The following is a 24,221-nucleotide window of genomic DNA, read 5'->3' as shown; positions in this document are numbered from 1 at the left end:
ATGTAACATGGAACGTATTCGTGTAGGCATTATCGGTTGTGGATCGATTACTAGATTTCGTCATGCCCCAGAATATCAAGCCAATCCGTATGTTGATGAAATCGTATTTTATGACCGAAATATTGAAAGGGCTCAAGCACTTGCTGAAGAGTTTGATGGCCGGGTAGTCGCTAGTGTTGAAGCGTTATATCAAGATCCTAGCATTGACGCCATCAGTGACTGTTCTTCCAATGAAACCCATCATATTCATTCAACCAATGCGTTATTAAATGGAAAGCATGTGTTGAGTGAAAAGCCGCTGGCAATCAGCATTGAACATGCGGAGGAAATTTTGGAAGCACAACGAAAGTCTGGTAAAAAACTAATGGTTGATCATAACCAACGATTTACGAAAGCCCATCAGAAAGCAAAACAACTCATTAACAACAAAGAATTAGGGGAAGTATTAACGTTTAAAACAACGTTCGGTCATCAAGGGCCAGAGAGCTGGGGAATAGATCAATCGAATGCAACCTGGTTCTTTAAAAAAGAACGCTCACACTCTGGTGTTGCAGGTGATTTAGGTGTACACAAAATTGATTTGATTCATTATTTGTTAAATGATGAAGTAGAAGATGTTCATGCATTTCATGGTGCGCTTGATAAAAAGAATGAACATGGAGATCCGATTGAAGTTTGTGATAATGTTGTCTGTGCTTTAAAAACTAAAAAAGGGCGGTTAGGAACGGCATCCTTTTCTTGGTCTTACTATGGTGCAGAAGATAATTCAACAACGGTTTATTGTGAGAAAGGTATTATGAAAATCTATCACGATCCAGAAGATCAGTTAATAGTAGAAACAAAAGATGGTGAAGTAGTTAGGTACCAACTCGAGCCGATTCAAACCAATGATAACCAAACGAACACTGGTGTGATTGATGCCTTTGTTGATGCGATCATACACGACACTGTCCCACCAGTAACCGGTGATGACGCACTAACCTCACTGAAAGTAATTGAAAAAATTCTTCGTTAAAAATGTGATGGTGGGGGGGCTTTGTTCTAGATTTTTATGGATCTTTTGGACTAACCAATCATTAGTAGATGGTTTTATTTGATAGGGAGAAGTGGCACGGTGTGATAGCTTAAGGGAAACTTAAAGTATTTGTTATTGTGCACTAGATGTTAGATCGTATCTTGTAGACTGTAATTATACGCATTATGAAAAAAAGGTACTCTATCTTACTAGGGTGGTGCCTTTATTATACAATGAATATAAACTTACTCCCAGTCGCGAATGCTCTTGGTGCAGACGAGGAACATAGCGGAATGAGGAACCGCTTTTTTGGGGCGGTTCCTCATTCCGTTATTAGTCCAATTTAAGCCGTTTTTGGAGGGTGAGCGGATTCTGATTCCGCTATTTGCCAATTTTGGGGCTTTTTTACTTCGTTTAGGGTCATTAACGGAATCAGAGCCCGCTTCATCATCAAAAATGAACTTATTGAGGGGGTTAGCAGAACTAGGGACCACTTTGTCATGTTTTGCTAGGTTTTGAAAAGAGAAGCAATAGATAGATGGGGGTATGTGGGACAGTAAACCTGTCCCTCTGTCCCACCTCTGGGACAGTTACCCTGTCCCCATGTCCCACTAGAACCAGTTGATTGGTTTTGGGTCTAGGTTGTGGAAGATGTGTTTTGTTTCTGTGTATTCTTCTAATCCTGGTTTGCCTAATTCGCGGCCGATTCCGGATTGTTTGAAGCCACCCCATGGTGCGTGTGGGAAGTAGAGGTTGAATTCGTTAATCCATACTGTTCCCATGCGCATTTTTGCTACACAGCGCTCTGCCTTCACGATATCGTTTGTCCAAACGCCGCCGGCAAGTCCGTATATGGAGTCGTTTGCTAGTTTAATTGCTTCGTCCTCTGTTTGGAAAGTTTCTACTGTTATAACTGGACCAAATCCTTCATCTTGAACTACCTTCATGTCAGAGGTGCAATCAGTGAAAATAGTAGGTAAATAGAAGAATCCATTTTGAAGCTCTGGGGCTTCTGGGCGCTTACCGCCAACGACTACTTTTGCGCCTTCTTGTTTACCTGTCTCTACATAATGTTCTACTTTTGCTAAATGCTCTGCCGAGATAAGAGGCCCCATTTGGGTGGTTTCCTCGAATCCACTTCCTAGTTTAATATTTTGAACCCGTTCCGTTAATGCTGCCACAAATTTGTCGTGAATACTTTCTTCTATTATAAGTCTGGTACCAGCAGAACAAATTTGTCCAGCATGGAAGAAGACCGCATTCATCGCTTGATCGACTGCTGTTTCGAAATCTGCATCAGCAAATACAACATTCGGGTTTTTCCCACCAAGCTCAAGTGCAAGCTTTTTAACATTAATACTTGCTGCTTGCATGATTTTCTTTCCCGTTTCAATCCCACCAGTGAATGAAATTAAATCAACATCCGTATTGTTCGAAAGTTCAGCACCAACAGTATTGCCTGCGCCCAATACAAGGTTGGCGACACCAGCTGGAAATCCTGCTTCCTCGATCAATTCAAACACTTTGACAGTGGTGAGCGGCGTTATTTCACTCGGTTTCATAACGAGAGTGTTTCCAGTAACGAGTGCAGGTGCAAGTTTCCATGATGCTTGTAGTAATGGATAATTCCAAGGGGTAATTTGGCCACAAACCCCTACAGGCTCGCGGACGACTTTACTGACTGAATTAGGAATCGGGGAATCAATCATTTCGCCACCATCTTTATCCCCAATTTCGGCATAATAATGGAAAACGCCCGCGATATCATCCATATCAACAAGACTTTCTTCAACGGTTTTGCCTGTGTCTAATGACTCTAATTCTGCTAGTTCTTGTTTATCTCGTTCAATTAATTCGGCAATTTTTCGCACATGGCTTGCCCGTTCAGTTGCCGGTGTGTTCGGCCAATCTCCTTGATCAAATGCACGCCTAGCAGCAGCTATTGCTTGTTTGGCATCTGTCTGATCTCCTTCTGCGGCGGTTGCGATTGTTTCTTGATTATATGGGTTCAGGATGGTACGTGTTTGACCACTTGTGGCCTCCACCCATTGTCCATCAATAAACATCTTTTTTAATGGCATTGTTTTTCCTCCTATTTTGCTGTTAAAGGGTTCATTTCTAGTACATTTTTATACGCCACTAAGCACTCTCGTACTATGTGGTGGCTGTACTTTCGCGTTTGGATCAATATAATGCTTCGCCTGACTAATTGCGGTTGGCGCTTCGCCAAATCCAGAGGCAATTAGTTTAACTTTTCCTGGGTGGGTCGTGATATCACCAGCGGCAAAAATACCGGCAATGTTTGTTTCTGTTTTTTCGTTAACAATGATCGAATTCTTATCAAGTTCTAATCCCCACTCTTTAATTGCGCCAAGATCGGAAAGGAAGCCATGGTTTACAATTAAAGCATCAACATCTAAAGTTTCTGTTAGATCGCCTTTGTTTTCTTTCATGACTATCCGTTCGATGAACCCGTCTTGCCCAATTAAATCGTCGATGATCATTGGTGTTTTTATCTGAACCGCTGATTGTTCTAATTGCTGCACACTATGTTCGTGTGCTCTGAATTGATCTCTACGATGGACAAGTGTTACCTTACTTGCAACGCCTTCCAACATCAATGCCCAATCGACAGCGGAATCTCCTCCGCCTGCAACGCAGACGTTTTTACCTTTGAATGCTTGTAGGTCGGTAATTGAGTAGAGGAGGTTGTTTCCTTCGTACTTACTTGCTTTCTCATGTTTAAGGCGACGGGGTTGGAAAGCACCGGCACCACTTGTAATGAGGACAGTTTTGGCGTAATGGACGGTTTTCGTTGTCGTTACTTTAAACAACTGCTCCTCGATTTTTTCGACGTATTGTACATTTTCTTCTAAACAGATCTCAGGATCGAATTGTTTCGCTTGTTCTTCTAGTTGCTGGACTAAATCTTTTGCTAACACTTTTGGAAAACCGGCCACATCATAAATGTATTTTTCCGGATACAATGCCATTAGCTGACCACCGACCTGTGGCAAGCTATCAATAACTTTGACGGACATGTCGCGCATTCCTCCGTAAAATGCAGCGAATAACCCGGTAGGTCCAGCTCCAATTATAATCGAGTCTACGATGTTTTCTGTATTCAACGTTCATCACCTTCTTGTTTTTTATTTATAAACAATAACCTCTTCATTTTCTACGCGTACTTTATAGCTAGGTAGCCTTTTGTCAGGATTGGCTAGCATTCGACCTTCATTTTTAATATCAAATTCTCGACCATGCCATGGGCAACGAATAATTTCACCTTTTCGGCAGTAATGGTAGTCACCTGGTTGACTATCATCAGTCGTTGCACCGCAAATCATGCCTTTATCAAGTGGTGCACCTTGGTGTGTACATTGATTAAGGAAAGCATAAAATTCACCGTCAAGTGTACGGCATACTAAGACGTTTTGCTTGCCAAAATTAGCTGCTTTCATATCACCTGGTTCAATATCATTTGTTTTACAAACAACTTGTTCTTTCATCGTTAGCCCTCCGATCGTTTATGGTAGTTTTGGATAAAATGCTCTTGCGTTCTCTGCAAAAATTTTCTTCTTCCGTTCTGGATCCATATTCGGTAACGCACGGGTTGGCGAATCATAATCCCAATGTGGGTAATCGGTAGAGAAGCATAAGATGTCATCGGTACCCATTTGTTCAATAAGAGAGTTAAACTCTTGTTTGGTTAATTCCTCTGCCGGTTGAGTGGTCACTCGAATTTGTTGTTTGAAAATATCACTAGGCTTTCGTTTCAACCATGGAACTTCATGGCGAAGGTCGCGGTATTGCTGGTCCATTTTCCACATGATGTGTGGAACCCAAGTAAACCCACCCTCAATCATCATTAATCCAAGGTTGGGAAACTTATCAAATACACCATTGAAAATCATGTTGGTAATTTGTTTCATATGTGCAGTCGGAATTAAGGTGTGCCATTCAATGAAATATCTTGGCCATTTTCCGTAATAAACAGGTGGCTCATTATGGTGCATGCCAATCATCAAATTGTGTTTCTCCGCCGCTTCAAAAATTGGATGATAGAAAGGATCGCCCCATAAGATGTCATCAATTGGAAGTAAAACCTGAACCATCTTAGGATGGGAACCAACTCGTTCAATCTCTTTTATTGCAGCATCACGATCCTGTGCTGCGATATGAACGGATCCATATAACCGGTCATCTTTTTCTAACCATTCTTCAATTTGCCAGTCATTGTAGGCAGATGCTAATGCTGTCGCCATTTCGTACCAACCATGCATGGACGAAGGAGAAGGATCTAAGGCACTTGTTAAAATGCCGTACTCATGGCCGATATCGTCTAGCAATTGTTCTTGCATAAAGGACAAGTCAGATCCTGCCTGACGCCCATCAGGAACAATCGCATCTGCACGATTCACCCCTGCGACAGTAGGCTGGGTGTAAGGCATATGTTTTTCTTGAATCCAACCACAGTTTTGAATGTAATGTTTAAAAGGTTCATCAAGGTATTTTAGTATATCTTTGTATTGTGCGGTTTCATGAATATCCGTATCAACAATTCGTATTTGGTTCTTAGCCAAGGTTCATTCCTCCAATTACTTGATTTTTCAAAAGATTTTTCAAAAGATAATGTAAATTGTAGCAGTAGCTCGATACATCCTCCAAACCTACTGAGTGGCAATGAGTATCAATTAGCTACCTCAGTGAAGACCAGTGAAGCTCAGTGAACGTCAGTGACACATTTTCAAACTGGGACATGGGGACAGGTTTGTTGTCCCAGTTTGTGTGGGACAAGTGCCCTGTCCCCATGTCCCACTAGAAAAATGAAACCTATGTCATGGTTGATCGTATAATTTAGTTGAAGGGAGTTTGTTTATGTGAAAAAATATTTAGTTATTTTATTGGTCTCTTTTATTGTTTTGTTTATGCCGTCGCAAGTGTTCGCGGTTGATTTCGAAATAGAAAAGACAGAAATTCATGCCCATTTAAAGGAGAATGGTGCTGTGCAAGTAACGGAGGAGCATCGTTATCAATTCGATGGGGCCTTTAATGGTGTGACTAGGTCTCTGATACCGAAGAGAAATACTGTGATTGAAAATTTTCGAGCTTCGGAACAAGGTACGTCGCTTGAAGTGGAGCAGGATGACGAATTATATAAAGTATACCGCAGCGGTGATGACGAAACGGTTACCGTCACATTTGACTATACGATTCAACATGCGGTTGAGACAGATACAGAGTTAGCGCAATTTTATTGGCCGTTTTTTGATAGTAGCAATGAAACGCCTTATCAAAACATGGATATTTTTGTATATCCTCCGCAAATAACCGATGACGTACTTGCCCTTGGCTACGATGAAGCGCAAGATCGTGTGGATATCCAAGATGGAGGAGTTGTTCATTTTGCATTGGGACAAGTAGAAGATGGCGAAAATGGAGATATTCGGGTAGCGTATGATGCCAGTATTTTTGCAAATGGATTACCGAGCACTGATGAATCGATTCAACAAGATATGTTAGCAGATAAAACAGAACAAGAAGAAAAAGCAGCTGCTTTTTCTAATCGCCAAAATCTATTGGGTAAACTTGCCCCATTTGTTGTAGTGGGTTCATTTGTTGCTGTTCTTGCGTTAATAATGATGGCTGTCAGGAAAAAGCGCCAAGCGTTATGGGAGGCGACTCGTACCTCGAATCAGCATGGTATTCTGCCAAAAGAGAACATGAGTCTGCCTGCAATTATGTATTACATGGGAGGTATTTCCAAAGGTGGTGAAATGCTGTCCGCATCCTTATTAGATCTAGTCAGGAAAGGTTTTGTCAAGCGTGAAAATGAGGATCAATTCAAGGTGGTAGATCACCATACGGACCATGAACATGAATCGATGTTAATCAACTGGTTATTTTATAAAGTTGGGAAAGATGGTCTGTTTTCTCCTTCCGAACTAAAAGCTTATATGGAAGAGGAAGAAAATCAAAATACCTATTCGAAAGATAACCATAGCTGGCTAACTGCTGTGAAACAAGAAATGGACCAGCAACAGTTGTATGAAAAATTACCAGCATACAGGTGGACAGTAGGACTATCCAGTATTGGTGTACTGGTATTCGCTATATTATTTGGTATACATCAGTTGTGGATGTGGATGTTTTTATCACTGTTTGGCTTTATAGGTTTACTAGGATTTGCGCTTTTCTATTTTCCAAGGACGACCAAAGGTACACGTATTAAAAAACAGTGGGAAACATTCAGTACCAAATATGAACAAATCACTAATCAAGACTGGAATGAATGGATGAGCGATGAACAGATGCAAGCAATCATATATGGGGTCGGAACGAATAACAAGAAAATGATGGAGAAAAACAAAACGTTAGTAGAAAGCCCCAACGTTTCTGCTGTTTCGTCTAGCGTGACATCCAGCGATATGGTAATGCTGATGTTACTATCTACTACGTTAACGAGTCAATTTAACGAGGCAAATCATACAGTTTCCGCATCAAGCTCAACTTCTACTGCCGGAACAGGCGCAGGTGTTGGTGGTGGAGGCGGAGGTTCAGGCGCATTTTAACGGGGACACGGGACCTGTCCCTCTTCTTTTTTATTTCCAGTAATTTGGATTGACAATGCTTCATTTGATGATACTATAAGCGTTAGGACTAGCTTAACGTATTGCTTGAGATTGTCAGTGCCGATGGTTGAGTAATCTGTTTTCGGGCCGAAAAAGAGTGGTACAATTGAAGATACATTTTACAACAAGAGATTTTTAAGCTATTACATAACTTGCGCCGGGAAAAGGGACGAATAATCAGTCACGGCCTATGAATATAGTGGCGATCGATATGATATTAGCAACAAACTCGGCTTTGTCAAAGCAACCACCGATTTTGCGCTAAAACGTGAAGATATAAACGAAGAATTACGAGCGTATATGGAAGACATTCTTAAAAAACAAAAACTTGACTGGGACGAGAAACCTGTCCCTCTGTCCCCCCTAAATATTGGGGGTTTTTTTGGTGGGACAAGGGGACAGGTACCTTGTCCCGCTAGGCTAGGAGGAAATTATGAGGCGTGCATCAGTTGTTTATGTTATTTTATTATCGGTCTTTATCGTGGCAGTTAGTTTTTCTGTCTATTTTTATAAACAAGTACAGTTCTTTGATAGTCAAGTGGAGGATGCTGTTTTGCCTGATGAGTCCCAATCAAAGTATCATGTTACGTTGGTTGGGCAGGAAATGAATCATGACTATTGGCGTTTAGTTGGTCAAGGGGCAGAAAAAGCGGAATCAGAGCATAACGTTTTTGTTGAGTATGTTGGTCCGAAGCGGTCGAACCTCGAAGAACAATTAAAACTTGTTGACATGGCAATACAATCAAATGTAGATGGTATTATCGTACAAGGGCTTAATGAGCAATTTACGGACATGATTAATCAAGCGGAAAAGCGAGGGATCCCAGTGATCACAATCGATACCGATTCCAAGCAAAGTTCTCGTCATGCCTATATCGGAACAGATAATTATCTTGCAGGAAAGTTAGCCGGAGAAGCACTGATAGAAGATACAAACGGTGCGGCTACGGTTGGGATTGTTACTGGAAGTTTAGATAATCCTCATCACCAGCAACGTGTGCAAGGATTTAAAGAAGTGGTCGAGCACGCAGAAGGGATTGAAATCATCGCCTTAGAAGAATCGAACATTACTAGAGTAGAAGCAGAGGAAAAAGCGTACAAAATGTTACTTGAACATGAAAACATTACAGCCTTTTATGGAACGAGTTCCTATAATGGGATGGGGATAGTAGCTGCAGCTAAATCATTGAAGAAACAAAATGATATGTATGTGATTACATTTGATGCGATTGATGAAAATATTGCATTACTAGAAAATACGGACATTGATGCAATCGTCGAACAACAACCTTATGAAATGGGCTATCAAAGTGTGCAATTAATGCTAGACATTATCCATGATAGATACGTGCAAGATGTCTATTATAAACAACCAACTATTATCCATCGGAGCGATCTATCTAATTGGAAGCGTCAAAAGGAAGGTTCACTATGATTCGCATTCGTACGAAGTTACTTATTTATTTTACGACAATTCTTTTTTTATTTGTCCTGTTATTTTTTGTTAATGAACAAAGTAGTCAACAGGTTAAGGAACTTTATGATGAGAATCTCGAACACTACTTTTTATTAAATGAAATTACAAAAGTGACGAATCAAACCTTTGAAACGGTTCAAATTTATGCACACGAACCATTACGAGAAAATTTGTCAGTCTATCAAGAAAGTAAAGATCAGCTCATCCAATTGCATCAATTATTTCAAGCAGATATAAATGGATTTGGGATTGAGAAAAACATCTCCAATATGATACGTAGTTTTCTTGAACAGACCGACCAAATAGTTGAAGGGGTAAAGCAACAAGATATAGAGCAGTATTCTTCTTATGTGAACGAAGCAGATAAGACCTCTAGTTATATTCATGACCAAACGCTTGATTTTATGAATAAGGAGTTAACCAATTATCACACAGTCTCCAATTTAATTGAGAAAAAAATAAGTGCTATGAACAAGATGGAGTCTGCGATCATTATTTCAATTATTATTATCAGCATTTTGTTTGCCCTATGGTTTTCTAATGGCATTACACGAGTGATAGAGCAGTTAACGCGATCTGCAGAAGAGATCTCTACCGGATTTTATTCTGGGGAGGATGTTGTTGTATCAAGGAAAGACGAGCTATGGTTTTTAACAAAGACCTTTAATCAAATGAAAACAAGTATTCGAAAATCAGTTGCGGAAATGAAAGATAAAGCAAGACTAGCGCAATTGGTGAAAGAAATGGAACTGAAGAGTTTACAAAATCAAATTAATCCGCATTTTCTGTTCAATACATTAAATACTATTTCCAAGACATCCTATATCGAAGGCGCAGAACGAACGAGTGATTTAATTACATCTATTTCTACCTTGCTGCGATACAATATTGGTAGTCTTGATCGTGAAACACTCTTGAAAGATGAAGTGGAAATTGTTAAAGAGTATTTTTTCATCCAAAAAACTCGTTTCGCCGAGCGTGTGAAGTTTATCTCAAATGTTGATCCTGCTTGTTTAACGGTTCCAATTCCTTGTTTAACACTTCAACCGATCGTGGAAAATGCCTTTATACACGGGATTGAAGATATGGCAGAAGATGCTGAAATTGAAATAATGATTTATGAGGAAAATGAAATGGTTCGTATTGATGTGAAAGATAATGGGAAAGGAATGGATCAACAAACAATCGACCGATTGCTGGATACAACGGAGGAAGGTGACGTGTTTACAGTTAAACAAAGTACCGGACACTCTACTGGAATTGGAATGAAAAATGTAATAAATCGTCTTCAATTATTTGATAAAGGTAGTAAAGTAACGATCTCTTCTCAGTTAGGGAAGGGAACAACGGTCAGTATTCAAATAAATAAAACAACAAAGAATGGGGGGATATAGATGATTAGGGTGATGCTTGTTGACGATGAAGCCATTGAAAGAGAAGGGCTAGGGATGATGCTTCGAAAAAAACGTTCAAACTTTGAAATTGTTGCGGAGGCTAGCAATGGCGAACAAGCAATAGAATTAGCTCTTTTACATAAACCTGATTTAATCTTTATGGACATAAAAATGCCAGAAGTAGATGGAATGGAAGCAATTAAGCGAATTGTCCCAGTTCTCCCAGGTACAAAATTTATTATGGTATCTGCTTATGATACATTTGAATATGCTCGTGGAGCGATGAAGTTTGGAATTAAGGAGTACTTGCTGAAACCAAGTAAAGTGTCGGACTTGTTAAAAGCATTTGATCGAATGGTCGCTGAAATTGAAAACGAAGAACAAAAACGGATGGAAGAAAAGAAGGTCAAACAGCGATTGAAAAGTGTCAGTTCCTTTGTGGAAATGGAATATATCGTTTCGTTCATTATGGATCATGTTCATGAATTTACCGAAAAAGACTGGCAGGAATGGGTGGACCTAGAAGAGAAACAAGGGTTTGTGGCAGTTTTTTCATTTGAGTCCGACCTTATCCAACCAAGCCGAGAAGAAAAAAGTCAATGGTACAAATTATTAAAACAAACCCTACATGATCACTATCCTTCTAGTCTTGTTGGCCCGTTAACAGGTTTTCAAGTGCCTGTACTGATGCTATTTACGGATAAAGACGTGGCGGATGATAAAAGAACGGAGGAGTTTGCACGTACGGTTATTCATCATGTTCAACACCAGTTAGATGATTGTCGCTTGTATGCTGGAATTGGGAGACTTACCACAGATGGTGACAAATTTTCTGACTCGTATAAAGAGGCAATGGCAGCACTCGAATTCGTGTATAATCACCCAAGTGCTTCCTATATGGTGTATAGTGATCGTGTAAAACAAAAGCGTAATAAGCTTATTCCTTTAGAGGTAGAAAAACAGTTAATCGATGCTGTCAAAAAAGCTGATATGCAAACAGGGTTGCAATTGTTTGAGACATACTTTCAGTTGATTGAACGGGCATCTGACTATCAGGTAAGGTTGATCCAAAAGGCCATGGAAAATTTCTTTATTGTGATAAATCGCTCGATTAAAGAAATGGGATTTGAAGCGGATGTGGAAACAAGTCTTGGACATTTTGAAACTATCATGCAATATAAACAAGCAGCTAAAGCGCACCTACAAATGATTATTGAGCGATTAGGAGATTGGCGCTCCCGCGGTGGGGATGCCTACTTTGGGCAAGCAAGGGAGTACTTGGATAATTATTATGATAAGTCGATCTCTCTTGAAGAAGTAGCTGATTGGTTAGGGATTAGTTCCTATTATTTAAGCAAGCTTTTTAAAGACAAGTATCAAGTGACGTTCATTGAATATTTGACGGCTAAACGACTACAAAAAGCAAAAGAACTTCTATTAGATCAAACGGTTCCATTGAAAGAAATAGCACTGAGTATAGGATATAAAGATCCAAATTATTTTAGTAGGGTATTTAAAAAAGAAACAGGTACGAGTCCTAGTGAATATAGAAAAAAGTATTTATAGTGTGTGTTCAAAAAGGAAGATAAAAAGGGGCAAGAAGTTCAAGGCAGCTCAGCTTTGAGGAGCGGAACGTATGGAGTTAATACGTGAACGCAGGAAAAGCAAGCTAACGAAGAAATTCACCGTGTCAATTTTATCGGCTTTTTAAACACCTCTTATAGTAAAACAACGATCTAGAGGTCGTTGTTTTTTTGTTAAAATGTGACAAAGCTTTAAGACGAAGATCATGACTTAAATTTTATACAGCATGTAACTGAGGGAATCGTAAAAGCTGATCGAGATTACTAAGGATAGTTTTGGCATGAATAATTAGCATAGATGACAAAATAGTCTAGAAATTAACAAGAAAGTAAAGATGAAAGTGCTAACAAGAAAGCGGATTCATGGTATTTTGTTATTAGTTGCTGGTGATCGCAACAGAAAAAGAAAACGCTTCATAAAGTTTCAGATACTGCAGTAACGGTTCGAAGGGTTTCATAAACTGCGGTACTATTAAAAGTATTGTAAGGGGTACCAAAAAGTGAGGAAATTCCAAGTGAAGAGAGGAGGAGGGAAAGAGAACGGTCTCTTTCTTAACGAAATATGAAGAAAAATAGTTATTCTTATATTGTACTAATCACACTGGTAGCAACATTAGGGGGGTTATTATTCGGCTATGATACAGCAGTTATCTCTGGAGCAGAAGGAGCGCTTCAGGCGTATTTTACAGATAATCTAGAACTTAGCTCCCTTGTTCATGGTATTACGGTTTCCAGTGCTTTGATCGGATGTATTATAGGTGGTTTTGTATCCGGTTACTTAGCATCAAATGTAGGGAGAAAATATTCTCTTGTAATAGCAGCGATGTTATTTTTAGTTTCCGCTTTAGGTTCAGGCTATCCTGAATTTTTATTCTTTACGAAAGGTGAGCCAACCATGGCGTTATTAATTACCTTTAATATTTATCGTATTATTGGAGGTATTGGTGTTGGGATTGCATCGGCTGTAGCACCTATGTATATCGGGGAAATGGCACCTCCAAAAATAAGAGGAACTTTAGTCTCCTTAAACCAATTTGCAATTATTTTTGGTATGCTTGTTGTTTATTTCATCAATTGGGGGATTGCAAAAGGTCAACCTGTTGAATGGGTAAACGATATCGGTTGGCGCTATATGTTCTTTTCGGAAGCGGTACCAGCACTATTATTTCTTGTTCTATTATTTACAGTACCAGAAACACCACGTTATCTTATCTCGAAACATAAAGACGACAAAGCGATGTCAGTGCTTAATCGAGTGTATGAGAAAACAATGGCAAAAGCGACCATGTTTGAAATCAAATCATCTTTTGATACCGCTCAAACAAAAGCAAAACTGTTTGCATTTGGTAAGGCAATCATTGTGATTGGTGTTTTATTATCGGTATTCCAACAATTTGTTGGGATTAATGTGGCCCTTTACTATGCGCCGAGAATTTTTGAAAGTATGGGGGCGGGAAGAGATGCTTCCATGTTCCAAACTATTATCATGGGTTTAGTGAATGTAATTTTCACTTTAATCGCAATTTTAACGGTTGATAAATTTGGACGTAAACCACTGTTAATTATTGGTTCTATAGGTATGACAATTGGTATGTTTGGGGTAGCTGGCATGGCCTTTTCAAACGCAATTGGCATCGGTACATTGGTATTTATTATCATCTATACAGCTTCATTTATGATGTCTTGGGGACCAGTAGTTTGGGTGCTTATTGCTGAAATTTTCCCTAACAAAATTAGAGGACAAGCGGTGGCAATAGCAGTTGCAGCACAATGGGCAGCAAACTACTTCATCTCTTCCACCTATCCAGCAATGATGGAATTTAGTGGAGGACTAACGTACTCATTCTATGGATTAATGAGTCTATTATCCGCAATCTTCATTTGGAAATTCGTTCCTGAAACAAAAGGAAAATCATTAGAAGAATTAGAAACTATATTAGTTAAATCACAACAAAACACGACAACACAAAAGAGTAAAGCAAGCTAGGGGGACCTGTTCCCCTTTTTTGGTGAGCCAAGCATGGGTGCATGCAAAGGGTGAAAGTCCCGAACAGTGAAGGCAGTAGTAGCTGTAGCTCAAGACAAGGACTTGAAGGGGGAACTTCAAGTCTGAAGGAAGTTGGCGGCAAACTCCGACAGATTCTCCCCTAGGTAAGAATACTAAACTTTCCTTCCATGTCCCCATCTTATGTACTTTGTGGCACCTTCGGCAGACAATTTGTCTTGTTAAACGGTAACTTCTTCTTAAAGTAATCTTTATACCATTTTCCATCTTTGCAAGCTCATAACTAAAGAAATGAGAAGTTTTCCATTTATGTCCAAGCTTGCCGTCTTCATCTACAATAGAACGGACATCTTTTGCCCTTCAAGATAATTACAGTAAGATCTCTAGAGGTTCATTGGTAAAAGTGAAATCTGCTACGTCTTGAAGTATTAAATAGATGACTATTTGGGATTTATTGTATAGCAAAGGTGCTTAGTTGATTTGCTTATTCACTAAGTATCAAAATACCTTCTATGTTTAGTGATTGGTTTGTCGGAATTCTTTTCTACCAAATATTACGGATCGCTTTTTATACTTTTTATTTAAATATAGTTTTCGGAACTTTTTAATTGATTTTTTTCAATGGCCTTGGACAGCAACCTTGTCCCACTTAATCAATAATCTGTAGTTCTTTTGGGAATATGGTGAGTGTTTCGAATCCGTCTTTTGTTATGAGCACGTCGTCTTCAATTCGGACGCCACCAATTCCGGGTAGATAGATTCCTGGTTCGATCGTAAAGACCATGCCTTCTTTTAAGATGCCGTCGTTTAAATGACTCATTGAAGGGAACTCATGCACATTAATTCCCATCCCATGTCCAATGCGGTGTGGGAAGTACTCGCCATATCCAGCTTCTGTAATGACATTTCTTGCAACCGTGTCAAGATCTCCAATCCGGGCACCAGGTTTGCAGGCTTCTAATGCGGCAAGCTCTGCTTTTAGTACGGTGTTGTAAATCTCTTTTTGTTTATCTGATACAGATTTAAAGGCTACTGTTCTAGTAATGTCTGAGCAATACCCATCAAGGACAACGCCTAAATCGAATAACACCATGTCACCAGCTTTTAATTTGCGGTCACCGGGGTTGCCGTGTGGGTCACCTGATTTTTCACCAAACAATACCATCGTAGAAAATGACATTTCACGAATCCCTTTTTTCTTCAGTTCATATTCGATTTTAGCCAATACTTCCATCTCGGTGATTCCTTCTTGAAGGGCGTTAACTCCAACTTGCACCCCATAATCAGCCATTTCTGTTGCTTGTTTGATGGTGGCAATTTCATTTTCCTCTTTTACTACACGCATCTGATTTAACTTATCTTCCACTGATACAATGTTTGCTTCAGGGAAGAACTGAAGGAAAGATTCGGTTCGGCTAAAGGAAAGTACTTCTTTTTCTAGGGCAACAGCGTTTGCTTTTGCTAGTTTTCTTGATTCAAGCGACGTTTGAATCATGTCCCAAGGATTTTCATGGTCTGAATAGCCAATGATTTCGTATTGCCAACCAGCATTTTTTAGTTGATTCACTTCCATGGCAGGTAGAACAAATAATGGTTGCGCTTGTTTAAAAACAAACACCCCCATTAATCGTTCATGTGGATCGGTATAGAAATTTGATAGATAGTATACATTTTCCGTTGAATTGATAAATGCAACTTCAATATTTTCCTCGTTTAACCAATTGGTTAAGGATTGTAGACGTTTGTTCATACTTAACACTCCTCGTTTAACATGATTTTTTTTAGTAATAAAAAACGGTGAAGGGGAAAAACTTGGGATCCTTCACCGTTCATTAGCTTGATTTTACTGTTTCTTTTGTGTTGCTAATGATACAACGATCAGTACGATAATCGCGGTTGGAACGGAAATAACCGAACTGTTTAAGTCAAATGGTGTGTTCAGTATCAGTTCCCATCCTAAGGTTGTCACAACACCAGCAACCATGGATGCAATACCACCGATTGCGGTTACGCGTTTCCAGAAAAATACCGCTAAAATCGCCGGCGTAATGCCCGCACCATAAACCGTGTATGAATACATTTGTACTTCTAATACGGTTGGGAAATAGCTGATTAATAGATATGAAAAGATACCCAGTCCGACGATGAACACTTTCGTCATGACTAATTGTTGCTTGTCGGATGGGTCTCGATTAATATACTTTCCATATATATCATACGTCATATTTGTCGCTGCGGAAAGTAAATAGGAATTTCCTGTTGTAATAATGAAAGCTGCAGCCGCAGCAAGTAAAATACCGCCAACACCAAGTGGTAATGCTGTTGTTGTTGCCATTAACGCCATTCCAGGGTCAATATCAGGGAAAAGCGAACGAGAGGCAAACGCAATAATCGAGATCGCTGGAGAAATAAGTAGCATGATTCCTAACCAACTGAGTGCTGCCCGTTTCGATGACTTGTCCCCATTGGATGCGGCCAAACGCTGATACATGTTTTGGTCACTTAATAATAGGAATAAAGAAGGTAATAGGTATCCTAGTAATTGAATCGTTGTTAAGCCACCAGTTGCTGTCATATGAGATTCTGGTACATTTGCTACAATTGTATCCCAGCCACCTGCAACAGAGATAATGATAGGTACCGTAATTATCAGACCACCCACCATTAAGAAACCGCTAATAGCATCGGTTTGAGAAACTGAACGTAATCCACCGATCATTGCTAGGAAGATGATTAAGACAGCGGCAATAATTGTACCGAGTTCAACACTCATGCCTGTTGTTAGATTTAAGATAAATCCAAGACCTGTCATTTGATAGGACACAATTCCGACGTACGCTAAGATTACAATGATACTTGCTAGATTTCTGGCAAATGGACCGTATTTTGCTTCAAGTATGCCTGAGATGGTGTATTTTCCAAAAGCCCGAATCTTAGGGGCAATCGTATAAAGGATAAAAATACCAATAATGGTTGGGATCATTAACATTAATGAAGGAATAATACCAAAACTATAAGAGACCGATGTTTCTCCACCGGAAATACTTCCACTACCTGTCCATGTAGCTAGTAATGTACCCATTAAGACGATTGGTCCTAAGCTTTTACCAGCTAAGATAAAATCTGTACTGTTTGATACTTTCTTTGACATGTAAATGCCAATGCCGACCATAAGTACGGCATAGAACCCAATAAACCAAAGTAATTGGGGATTTGATTGTAATTCCATTCTTTTAGTCACTCCTGTTGTGTGATAATTTTTACTAGTTTATTTCTATCGAACATATTGCTTATAAAGATTAAAAAAAGAGCCTATGTATAGCATATCGTAACGAAATAAGCTAGTAGGTAAATAGTCTTTAAAATACGAACTTCACAAGAGTAACACGAGCCAAAAAACGAATCAAACAGCCTATACAAGCGTTTATGCCTCTATAGAATCGTATTTTAACCTGAACCGAATCCTGTCCACTTGTTCGTCAAAATACGACAAAATTATGGGACACGGGGACAGGTTTGTTGTCCCACGTATGGATGGGACAACAAACCTGTCCCTCTGTCCCGTGGCTTGCACCGTAATTTAATTGTATAATAGATGTTGAACATCATTCGGGTTGGTGACAGGTAACGATTAGATACTTTATTGTAACCTCTTCACAGTACAATGATGAAAGGTGTTCAATCGTTATGGAACAGGAGCACAATGAATGGATTGCTGCGGGTAATTTAATGATTTAAAGAATGAAAAATTCATTAGGAATTTTCCGAACTATGGAGATTATAGTGAAAAGAAACAGCAATATTGCCGAGGAAATGTTAAAGGAAGGATTGCCGATAAATGATTGCTCGGGTCTCTTGTTTGCAGGTAAGGAAGTTTGCAAATAATGTGAGAGTTTAATGAGCAATAGCGTAATGTTATGTGGATTAAGTGAAACATCACTCAGTGGGGGCTCTTCCTACGCCAGTATTAATACCACAAGTGGAGACACGCAGGCTCTTAAACGGAGTGAAAGCGAAAGTTAACTGCCGCTTTAAAATCTTCTCTCGTTTGAAGTTTTGAAGCGGGAGTCTTACGGACAATTAACCGGGACAAAGGAGGGACTTAATTGATCTATTTGAGAAATGTGCAGCAAACAGATTTAGAAAAAATTTGTAAAATAGAGAATGAGGGCTTTTCGAAACAAGAAGTTGCCACTAAACAAGCACTTATGGAAAGAATGAAGATGATCCCTGATACATTTATTGTGGCAGAACAACAAGGGGAAGTAATAGGTTATGTAAATGGTCCAATCATTCCTAATCCATATATAACAGATGATCTTTTTGAGCAGATCGAGACCAATCCGAGTAAAGGTGGATTTCAGAGTGTTTTAGGATTAGTAGTATCCAAACAAGCAAGAAATCAAGGGATTGCTAGAATATTAATGGACAGGCTAGAAAAACTTGTGAGGGAAAATGAACGACAAGGTATAACACTAACATGTAAACAAGATCTTATCCCATTTTATGAAAAATTAGGTTTTGCTAATCATGGTATTTCTGAATCCGAGCATGGGGGAGTATGTTGGTATAATATGGTGAAGATGAATAAAGAGATATAAGAATATTTTGGGACAGAGGGACAGGTTTGTTGTCCCGCGCTGGGACAACAAACCTGTCCCCGTGTCCCACCCGTGTCCCGCAAAAAAAGAAGCAGAGGGGGAGTCCTCTGCTTCTTTGTAATTTATTATTTTCCTAGCATTTGATCGACTTTGTCGCGGTTGTCTTCGATCCATTCTGTTGCTAAATCTTCGAAGGATGTACCGTTTTCTTCATTTTCAAGAATCATCGCTTCTAACTCAGCGATTGAGATGCTCCAGTTTGATAAAATTTCATATGCTTCTGGATGTGCTTCTTCGATTCCGTCATAGGACAATACATACACATTATCTGCTTGGAAGTATTCATCCTGACCTTCTAAGAATTTCAAGTCGTTACGTGCAAAGATAGAGTGTGGTCTCCACGGTGTGAAAACAACAGGCTCTTCATTGTCAATTTTACTTTGTACAACGGAAATCATCGCACCTTCACTTGAAGGACTTAATTTAAAGCCGTTCTCTTCAAAGTTTTCGCCTTCGAACATTTCTGTAGAAATCTCAACAATTCCTGCACCTTCCGAAATGGTTACGATTTCGCCATCGTATTTGTCTGCATTTGCTTTTAGTTCTTCAATTGTGTCTTCTTCCACATAGGATGGTACTGCCCATCCAAGTTCAGCATTTTCATAACTTGTTGCAACTTTTACTAACTCGTCTTGGAACTTTTCCCATCTTGGTGCTTCAGTATATGGTAACCATGCATCCATGAAGAAATCAATTTCTTGATTACTCATGCCATCCCAAATAATTGGTTGGGATACGTGTTGAACTTCGATTTCATAACCTTGTTCTTCTAAAATTTGTTTTGCAATTTGTGTAGGAGGGGCCGTACTTGACCAAGGTGTTTGTCCAAACACAATGGTTCCTTTTTCTTCGTTAGCTTCTTCATTAGTCGTTTCGTTTGTTGCATCTTCAGTTTCATTTGCTGTTGCATCATTATTTTTCTCTTCGCCATTGCCACAAGCAACAAGGGCTAGTAGTGCTGCGCTAATAAATAATAATAAAAACTTTTTCATGTTAGATTTCTCCCTCTCTTAGTTTATTTTTTTAAATACCTCACGCATATTTTCTGGAGTGAATTGTAAGGAATCTACTTGTTCTGGTTCCCATGCATGGTAGTCTTTTCCATTAATGCGTTGGAGGATATTCGTTGTATCATACATTTTTATGTTATAAATCCAGTTTGCCATCATCATAAGGGATGCCATATGAGATCCTTCGTTAGAAGCTCCACATATATCTTTGACAAGGTGAATATTGTAATCTCTGAAATAAGCATCAAAAACAGAAGTTAACAGGCAACCATCTGTCACAACCCCACCAATGACAACATTTTTTACATTCAAACTTCTTAGTGTGAGGTCTAGACTTGTTTCATGAAAAGCACTCCAACGATATTTATCAATGACGACGTCCCCTTCTTGAGGTTTAATGCTGTCTAAAATTTCGATGCTACCGTTGGCATCATTATAGTAGTATGGGGTGCCATCGTCATTTAACGGTTCGCCTAATGATAGGCCAACACGATCCGCACGATTGATTTGTCGCGTGTAAATAATAGGCATGTTTTGTTCTCTGAATCCGTTAATGAGTGTTTTCGCATTTGACTCGACCTGTTTCATCTCAAGTCCAAAATTACTTTCCTTTTGAAGATCAATGAGCACCAATGCCGTATTTTGTTTGTCCATTGCTATGTCTCCTTTTCTTTAGGTGTTTTAGGTAATAGTCAACCATTTTCCTAGATTCCATTTCACACGAATGATTGAGTGCCCAATTAAAATTTTGGTCGGAATCTTTTATAAGAGCAAGCTTTTTCATGGCTACTTCTGTTGGATGTTGATCGGTTGTGTGACATGTTATATCTTCTAAAATAGGTTCTGCCTGTTCAGAGCGCTTGGTGATGTGATAGTGTTCATGTTTAACTTTTTAATGATAAATGTGATGAAATTGCGTAAAAAATCTTGTTTAGCATAATCCCGACCAACAGAAGGAGTAACGCCATCCATAACGATAGATTGCTCAATTGATTGTAGTTTATAGACATTACCAACATCTGATCAATTCTTTTGTTTAATTTGTTTAATTAAAATTGAACACATTAAATACATTAAACTATATACCCGGAAAAGTCAACCTTTTGGGACAAGGGGACAGGGACCTTGTCCCAGTAATGTGTTAGAAAATGTAGAGGTGACAAGGCTTAGCGAAAGGTGACGAAAGTGGGACAACAAACCTGTCCCCATGTCCCAGTTATGTCAACTAAATTGACATCTGGTTGGAGGGGAGGTATATTAGGTAGCGAAGATGAAGAGGGGTGAATCGTTTGGAGCGAAACACTGAGTTCGAGCGTTTAGATTTGATAGATTTAATTAGTGAGCGGCACAATATACTGCGAAGAATTTCTGAGAAAACGTGGAATGATGAGAGCGAGATTTATATAACGAATTCTGAATGGTACATCATGGCTAGGATTTATAAAAAGCAACCAACGTTTTCGTATGTGGCTAAAAATGTAGATATTTCTCGGCAGGCAATCCATAAGTTTATAAAGAAGTTAGAGACAAAAGGACTGGTTGAAGTTCAGAATGTAGAGAACAATAAGAAAGAGAAATGTATCCGTTTAACTGCATTAGGGGAATCCTGTTATGAAAAAAATCAGGTTCAAAAAGCAACAATAGAGAAAAAAATTGCTGAGCATATAGGGGAAGAACAATTGCTTACTCTGAAACATATTCTTAAATTGGACTGGGGACTTAAATAGGGGAATGGTAACGAATGTGAAGAAAAATGCGGGTAACGTTAAAACATATAGTTTCTATTACTAATAGGAGGAACACAAAAAGGCCTTACTGATTGTAATATTCAGTAAGGTCTTTTATTAGACTAATTCAGCTTCTTTTAGTGAACGTAAAACCATTTCATTGATTTTTTCAAATGTCGTGTCTAAGGAAATGGCTAATTCTTCAAATAGAATCTGTTTCGTTTCCTTCAACATACCACTTTCTCGTTCATAGAATTTTCGTTCGTTACGCTCCGCTTCTATTTTCTTCCGTATTAATGTATTGATTACTTTTGCAATCTCTTTTCGATCCCCTGTTTTAATAATAGTAGAATACTGCTGGAAACGCTCATGGTGATTCGTATTCCACTCGACACCTGGATGATGAAAAGAATCAAGGATCTGCTGTGCCTCTTCTCTATCGATAAGTTCTAGCATCATTACTTTGTCATTATTAACAGGAGTACTAATTGTTAATTGATGATCATCCTCCATTGGGTGTAAGACATAATACTTTTTTGTCGTTCCAAAAATAGTTTTGTCACAAATATCATCAATCTTGCAAATGCCGTGCGATGAATAGATAACCAAATCCCCAATAGTAAACATTTGCTCACTCCCAAAAGTTATTGTCACTATTTTTATAATAGTCTAAATTCAAAATAATGTCAACAAAGTTGACTTTGGTGGGACATGGGGACAGGGCACTTGTCCCAAGTTAGAGTGGGACAACAAACCTGTCCGAGGCCACTGAAGAACTGTCTTTTTCGAAAAAACACCATGAACTTAATCAACATACAGGAGTTTAAAAGAAGATGACCACCTATATATAGTAAGAGGTTACCTCCTTTTTTCCTTTGAGTAGACTTTTTCAGTGGCCTCAACCTGTCCCCATGTCCTGACCAAGCAAATAGCATACCAATTGACAGCGGTTGGTATATTATTTCGTTTGCCGTTGTATAAGGAGAAAAGCTTTAAGTAATTAGCTCCGTTCACCTATTTTCACCAATTCCAATGCTACAACCTTTGTCTTGGAGCTATCTTTTGCACTTAATTCATATAAGTATTGTGATTGGTTCTCCATTTGTAGCTGGTAGGTTGATGGTGAATGGCGACCATGCAGATGCAGTAGTATCAACTTTCTACTTCAGTTTCGATTTTTACGCCATAGTATAAGAGGCTTCGAATACTCTTTCTTCACCTGTTCATTAATAGATTTTTCTGCTTTCATCCTGGTGCAGCCGTCCGTAAGACTCCCGCTTCAAAACATGATATGACACGGCAATGTTTATGTGTGAGAAAACGGACGCTAACACCCAAATTGTTTCAACTAACCAGTGGGGGGGAAGAACAAAAACTCCCACAGAGTGAAGTTTCACTTTATATCACGAAATGCAGTGTTTTCTTTAATTTTTTGCCTCTTCGCTGTCTTCTGAGTTTTGTTCGGGTACTGTTAAAGTTGAGTTAGCATCCAAATTGTCAGCCTCTAGATCGTTTAGTTCGCTTATAATTACTGTAGTGGTGACATTATATTTACCAGTGCTGACATGTTCGCCATTATTGTCGTTGGTTATCAGTATTTTTAATGTGTTTTTAAAGCAGCAAGAGATAAAATGAGCAAAGTTAAGGTGGAGGATGAGCGAAAAGTTAGAGACAAGTGATGTTTGTGAAAAATGGTTCATTAGTATGTGTGATAGTTGAAGACAGATCGACTAATAAGTCCGACTATATATGAAAAAAGTTTTGGTTTTGTTCCATTAAATTATAACTGTTGCTGAATAGGGGGGGTGTCCTTTTTAGTGTCAGCTAGATAATTTTGGATAGATTTTAAGTGATATCTTCTAATGGGGTGGATGAGATGGTAATTAAATAAGAGGAAACTAGGTAACTATCGATCTATTACAATAGATATAAAGGGAATTTGCTGTTAGTTTCTTTGTGCTCGTCCCGTCAGTTCTAATTGGTAAAAAATGGTAAGCTATATTTCATTGATTAAGTTTATGAATCATGGTATATTATAAATCTCTCATCAAGAGAGACGAACACAGCGAAACAACTTCAAAAAATTGTTGACTTTAAGTTTTGTAGTATGGTATATTATTAGAGTCGCTTTAAACGACAAGAACAAAACAAATATTGAATCAAAAAGTTGTTGACAATTTAACAACAATGTGATATACTTCTTTAGTCGTCAAAAAAACGACGCCGATTTGATCTTTGAAAACTGAACAAAACAACCAGTATGAAACAGATCAGGTAAGACGTTTCAATTATTTGAAACAGACTACCCTGAATCAATTTTTAAAGCTAGTTTTTGAAACGAGCAAGCAAGCTCATTACTTTATGGAGAGTTTGATCTTGGCTCAGGACGAACGCTGGCGGCGTGCCTAATACATGCAAGTCGAGCGCGGGAAGCAAAAAGATCCCTTCGGGGGGATTTTTGTGGAACGAGCGGCGGACGGGTGAGTAACACGTGGGCAACCTGCCTGTAAGATTGGGATAACTCGCGGAAACGTGAGCTAATACTAGATAATACTTTTATTCGCATGAATGAAAGTTGAAAGATGGCTTTTGCTATCACTTACAGATGGGCCCGCGGCGCATTAGCTAGTTGGTAGGGTAATGGCCTACCAAGGCAACGATGCGTAGCCGACCTGAGAGGGTGATCGGCCACACTGGGACTGAGACACGGCCCAGAC

Annotated in this window: 18 protein-coding genes and 1 rRNA gene; 10 read left to right on the top strand and 9 right to left on the bottom strand. The window is 39.0% G+C overall.

Annotated features, from left to right (window positions below; translation table 11 throughout):
• Window positions 1-7: 7 nt before the first annotated feature.
• A complete protein-coding gene (locus FCI53_RS18900) occupies window positions 8-1,015 on the top strand; it encodes a Gfo/Idh/MocA family protein (protein ID WP_138420558.1) in 1,008 nt (335 codons plus the stop codon).
• A 611-nt stretch (window positions 1,016-1,626) separates the two neighbouring features.
• Here the strand turns inward: FCI53_RS18900 and betB are convergent.
• From betB to FCI53_RS18880, 4 genes are read right to left on the bottom strand one after another with little or no spacing between them, the layout of a single operon-like run.
• Entirely contained in the window at window positions 1,627-3,096 is a 1,470-nt protein-coding gene (betB, locus tag FCI53_RS18895; RefSeq protein ID WP_138420557.1) for a betaine-aldehyde dehydrogenase, read from the bottom strand.
• Window positions 3,097-3,144: 48 nt separating this feature from the next.
• Window positions 3,145-4,143 carry an NAD(P)/FAD-dependent oxidoreductase gene (locus tag FCI53_RS18890; protein ID WP_138420556.1) on the bottom strand — a complete coding sequence of 333 codons (999 nt, stop codon included), beginning with the start codon at window positions 4,141-4,143 and terminating at the stop codon, window positions 3,145-3,147.
• A 21-nt stretch (window positions 4,144-4,164) separates the two neighbouring features.
• Complete coding sequence (locus tag FCI53_RS18885; protein ID WP_138420555.1) at window positions 4,165-4,524, bottom strand: Rieske (2Fe-2S) protein; 360 nt, start codon at window positions 4,522-4,524, stop codon at window positions 4,165-4,167.
• 18 nt (window positions 4,525-4,542) lie between these two features.
• On the bottom strand, window positions 4,543-5,598 hold the full coding sequence (locus FCI53_RS18880; RefSeq protein ID WP_138420554.1) for an amidohydrolase family protein: 1,056 nt from the start codon (window positions 5,596-5,598) through the stop codon (window positions 4,543-4,545).
• 297 nt (window positions 5,599-5,895) lie between these two features.
• On the opposite strand from FCI53_RS18880, the gene FCI53_RS18875 reads away from it, so the two are divergent.
• From FCI53_RS18875 to xylE, 5 genes are all read left to right on the top strand, one after another.
• Window positions 5,896-7,587 (top strand): DUF2207 domain-containing protein, encoded by a 1,692-nt coding sequence (locus tag FCI53_RS18875; RefSeq protein WP_138420553.1) that lies wholly within the window; start codon window positions 5,896-5,898, stop codon window positions 7,585-7,587.
• A 493-nt stretch (window positions 7,588-8,080) separates the two neighbouring features.
• The gene (locus FCI53_RS18870) at window positions 8,081-9,082 is read left to right on the top strand and encodes a sugar-binding protein (protein WP_138420552.1); all 1,002 of its coding nucleotides are present in this window, start codon (window positions 8,081-8,083) and stop codon (window positions 9,080-9,082) included.
• Window positions 9,079-10,518: a sensor histidine kinase gene (locus tag FCI53_RS18865; RefSeq protein ID WP_138420551.1), complete on the top strand. Its 1,440-nt coding sequence runs from the start codon at window positions 9,079-9,081 to the stop codon at window positions 10,516-10,518. The genes FCI53_RS18870 and FCI53_RS18865 overlap by 4 nt, the downstream gene beginning before the upstream one ends.
• Complete coding sequence (locus FCI53_RS18860) at window positions 10,519-12,084, top strand: response regulator (protein WP_138420550.1); 1,566 nt, start codon at window positions 10,519-10,521, stop codon at window positions 12,082-12,084.
• Between the two features lie 579 nt (window positions 12,085-12,663).
• The gene (xylE, locus tag FCI53_RS18855; protein WP_138420549.1) at window positions 12,664-14,088 is read left to right on the top strand and encodes a D-xylose transporter XylE; all 1,425 of its coding nucleotides are present in this window, start codon (window positions 12,664-12,666) and stop codon (window positions 14,086-14,088) included.
• Between the two features lie 667 nt (window positions 14,089-14,755).
• Here xylE and FCI53_RS18850 read toward each other — a convergent pair.
• Complete coding sequence (locus FCI53_RS18850; RefSeq protein WP_138420548.1) at window positions 14,756-15,856, bottom strand: M24 family metallopeptidase; 1,101 nt, start codon at window positions 15,854-15,856, stop codon at window positions 14,756-14,758.
• Between the two features lie 93 nt (window positions 15,857-15,949).
• Window positions 15,950-17,335, bottom strand: coding sequence for a sodium:solute symporter family protein (locus tag FCI53_RS18845; protein ID WP_138420547.1), 1,386 nt, complete (start codon window positions 17,333-17,335; stop codon window positions 15,950-15,952).
• 877 nt (window positions 17,336-18,212) lie between these two features.
• Here FCI53_RS18845 and FCI53_RS18840 point away from each other — a divergent pair.
• Complete coding sequence (locus FCI53_RS18840) at window positions 18,213-18,707, top strand: GNAT family N-acetyltransferase (protein ID WP_171038243.1); 495 nt, start codon at window positions 18,213-18,215, stop codon at window positions 18,705-18,707.
• 125 nt (window positions 18,708-18,832) lie between these two features.
• Here FCI53_RS18840 and FCI53_RS18835 read toward each other — a convergent pair whose 3' ends face one another.
• Both FCI53_RS18835 and FCI53_RS18830 read right to left on the bottom strand, forming a co-directional pair.
• On the bottom strand, window positions 18,833-19,759 hold the full coding sequence (locus FCI53_RS18835; protein ID WP_138420546.1) for a glycine betaine ABC transporter substrate-binding protein: 927 nt from the start codon (window positions 19,757-19,759) through the stop codon (window positions 18,833-18,835).
• 18 nt (window positions 19,760-19,777) lie between these two features.
• A complete protein-coding gene (locus tag FCI53_RS18830; protein ID WP_138420545.1) occupies window positions 19,778-20,431 on the bottom strand; it encodes a cysteine hydrolase family protein in 654 nt (217 codons plus the stop codon).
• 635 nt (window positions 20,432-21,066) lie between these two features.
• Here FCI53_RS18830 and FCI53_RS18825 point away from each other — a divergent pair.
• Window positions 21,067-21,504: a MarR family winged helix-turn-helix transcriptional regulator gene (locus tag FCI53_RS18825; protein ID WP_138420577.1), complete on the top strand. Its 438-nt coding sequence runs from the start codon at window positions 21,067-21,069 to the stop codon at window positions 21,502-21,504.
• Window positions 21,505-21,621: 117 nt separating this feature from the next.
• Here the strand turns inward: FCI53_RS18825 and FCI53_RS18820 are convergent, their stop codons facing one another.
• Window positions 21,622-22,131, bottom strand: a complete 510-nt coding sequence (locus tag FCI53_RS18820; RefSeq protein WP_138420544.1) for a CarD family transcriptional regulator — start codon at window positions 22,129-22,131, stop codon at window positions 21,622-21,624.
• A 435-nt stretch (window positions 22,132-22,566) separates the two neighbouring features.
• Here FCI53_RS18820 and FCI53_RS22090 point away from each other — a divergent pair, with 435 nt between their 5' ends.
• Together FCI53_RS22090 and FCI53_RS18815 are read left to right on the top strand one after the other, a co-directional pair.
• The gene (locus tag FCI53_RS22090) at window positions 22,567-22,698 is read left to right on the top strand and encodes a hypothetical protein (protein WP_281279566.1); all 132 of its coding nucleotides are present in this window, start codon (window positions 22,567-22,569) and stop codon (window positions 22,696-22,698) included.
• Window positions 22,699-23,862: 1,164 nt separating this feature from the next.
• Window positions 23,863-24,221, top strand: a 16S ribosomal RNA gene (locus tag FCI53_RS18815); the annotation flags it as partial.

This window comes from Aquibacillus sediminis, assembly GCF_005870085.1.
In the GTDB taxonomy this organism is placed as follows: domain Bacteria; phylum Bacillota; class Bacilli; order Bacillales; family Amphibacillaceae; genus Aquibacillus_E; species Aquibacillus_E sediminis.
Note: the sequence above shows the minus strand (reverse complement) of the source record. Positions and strands in the feature narration are given on the sequence as shown.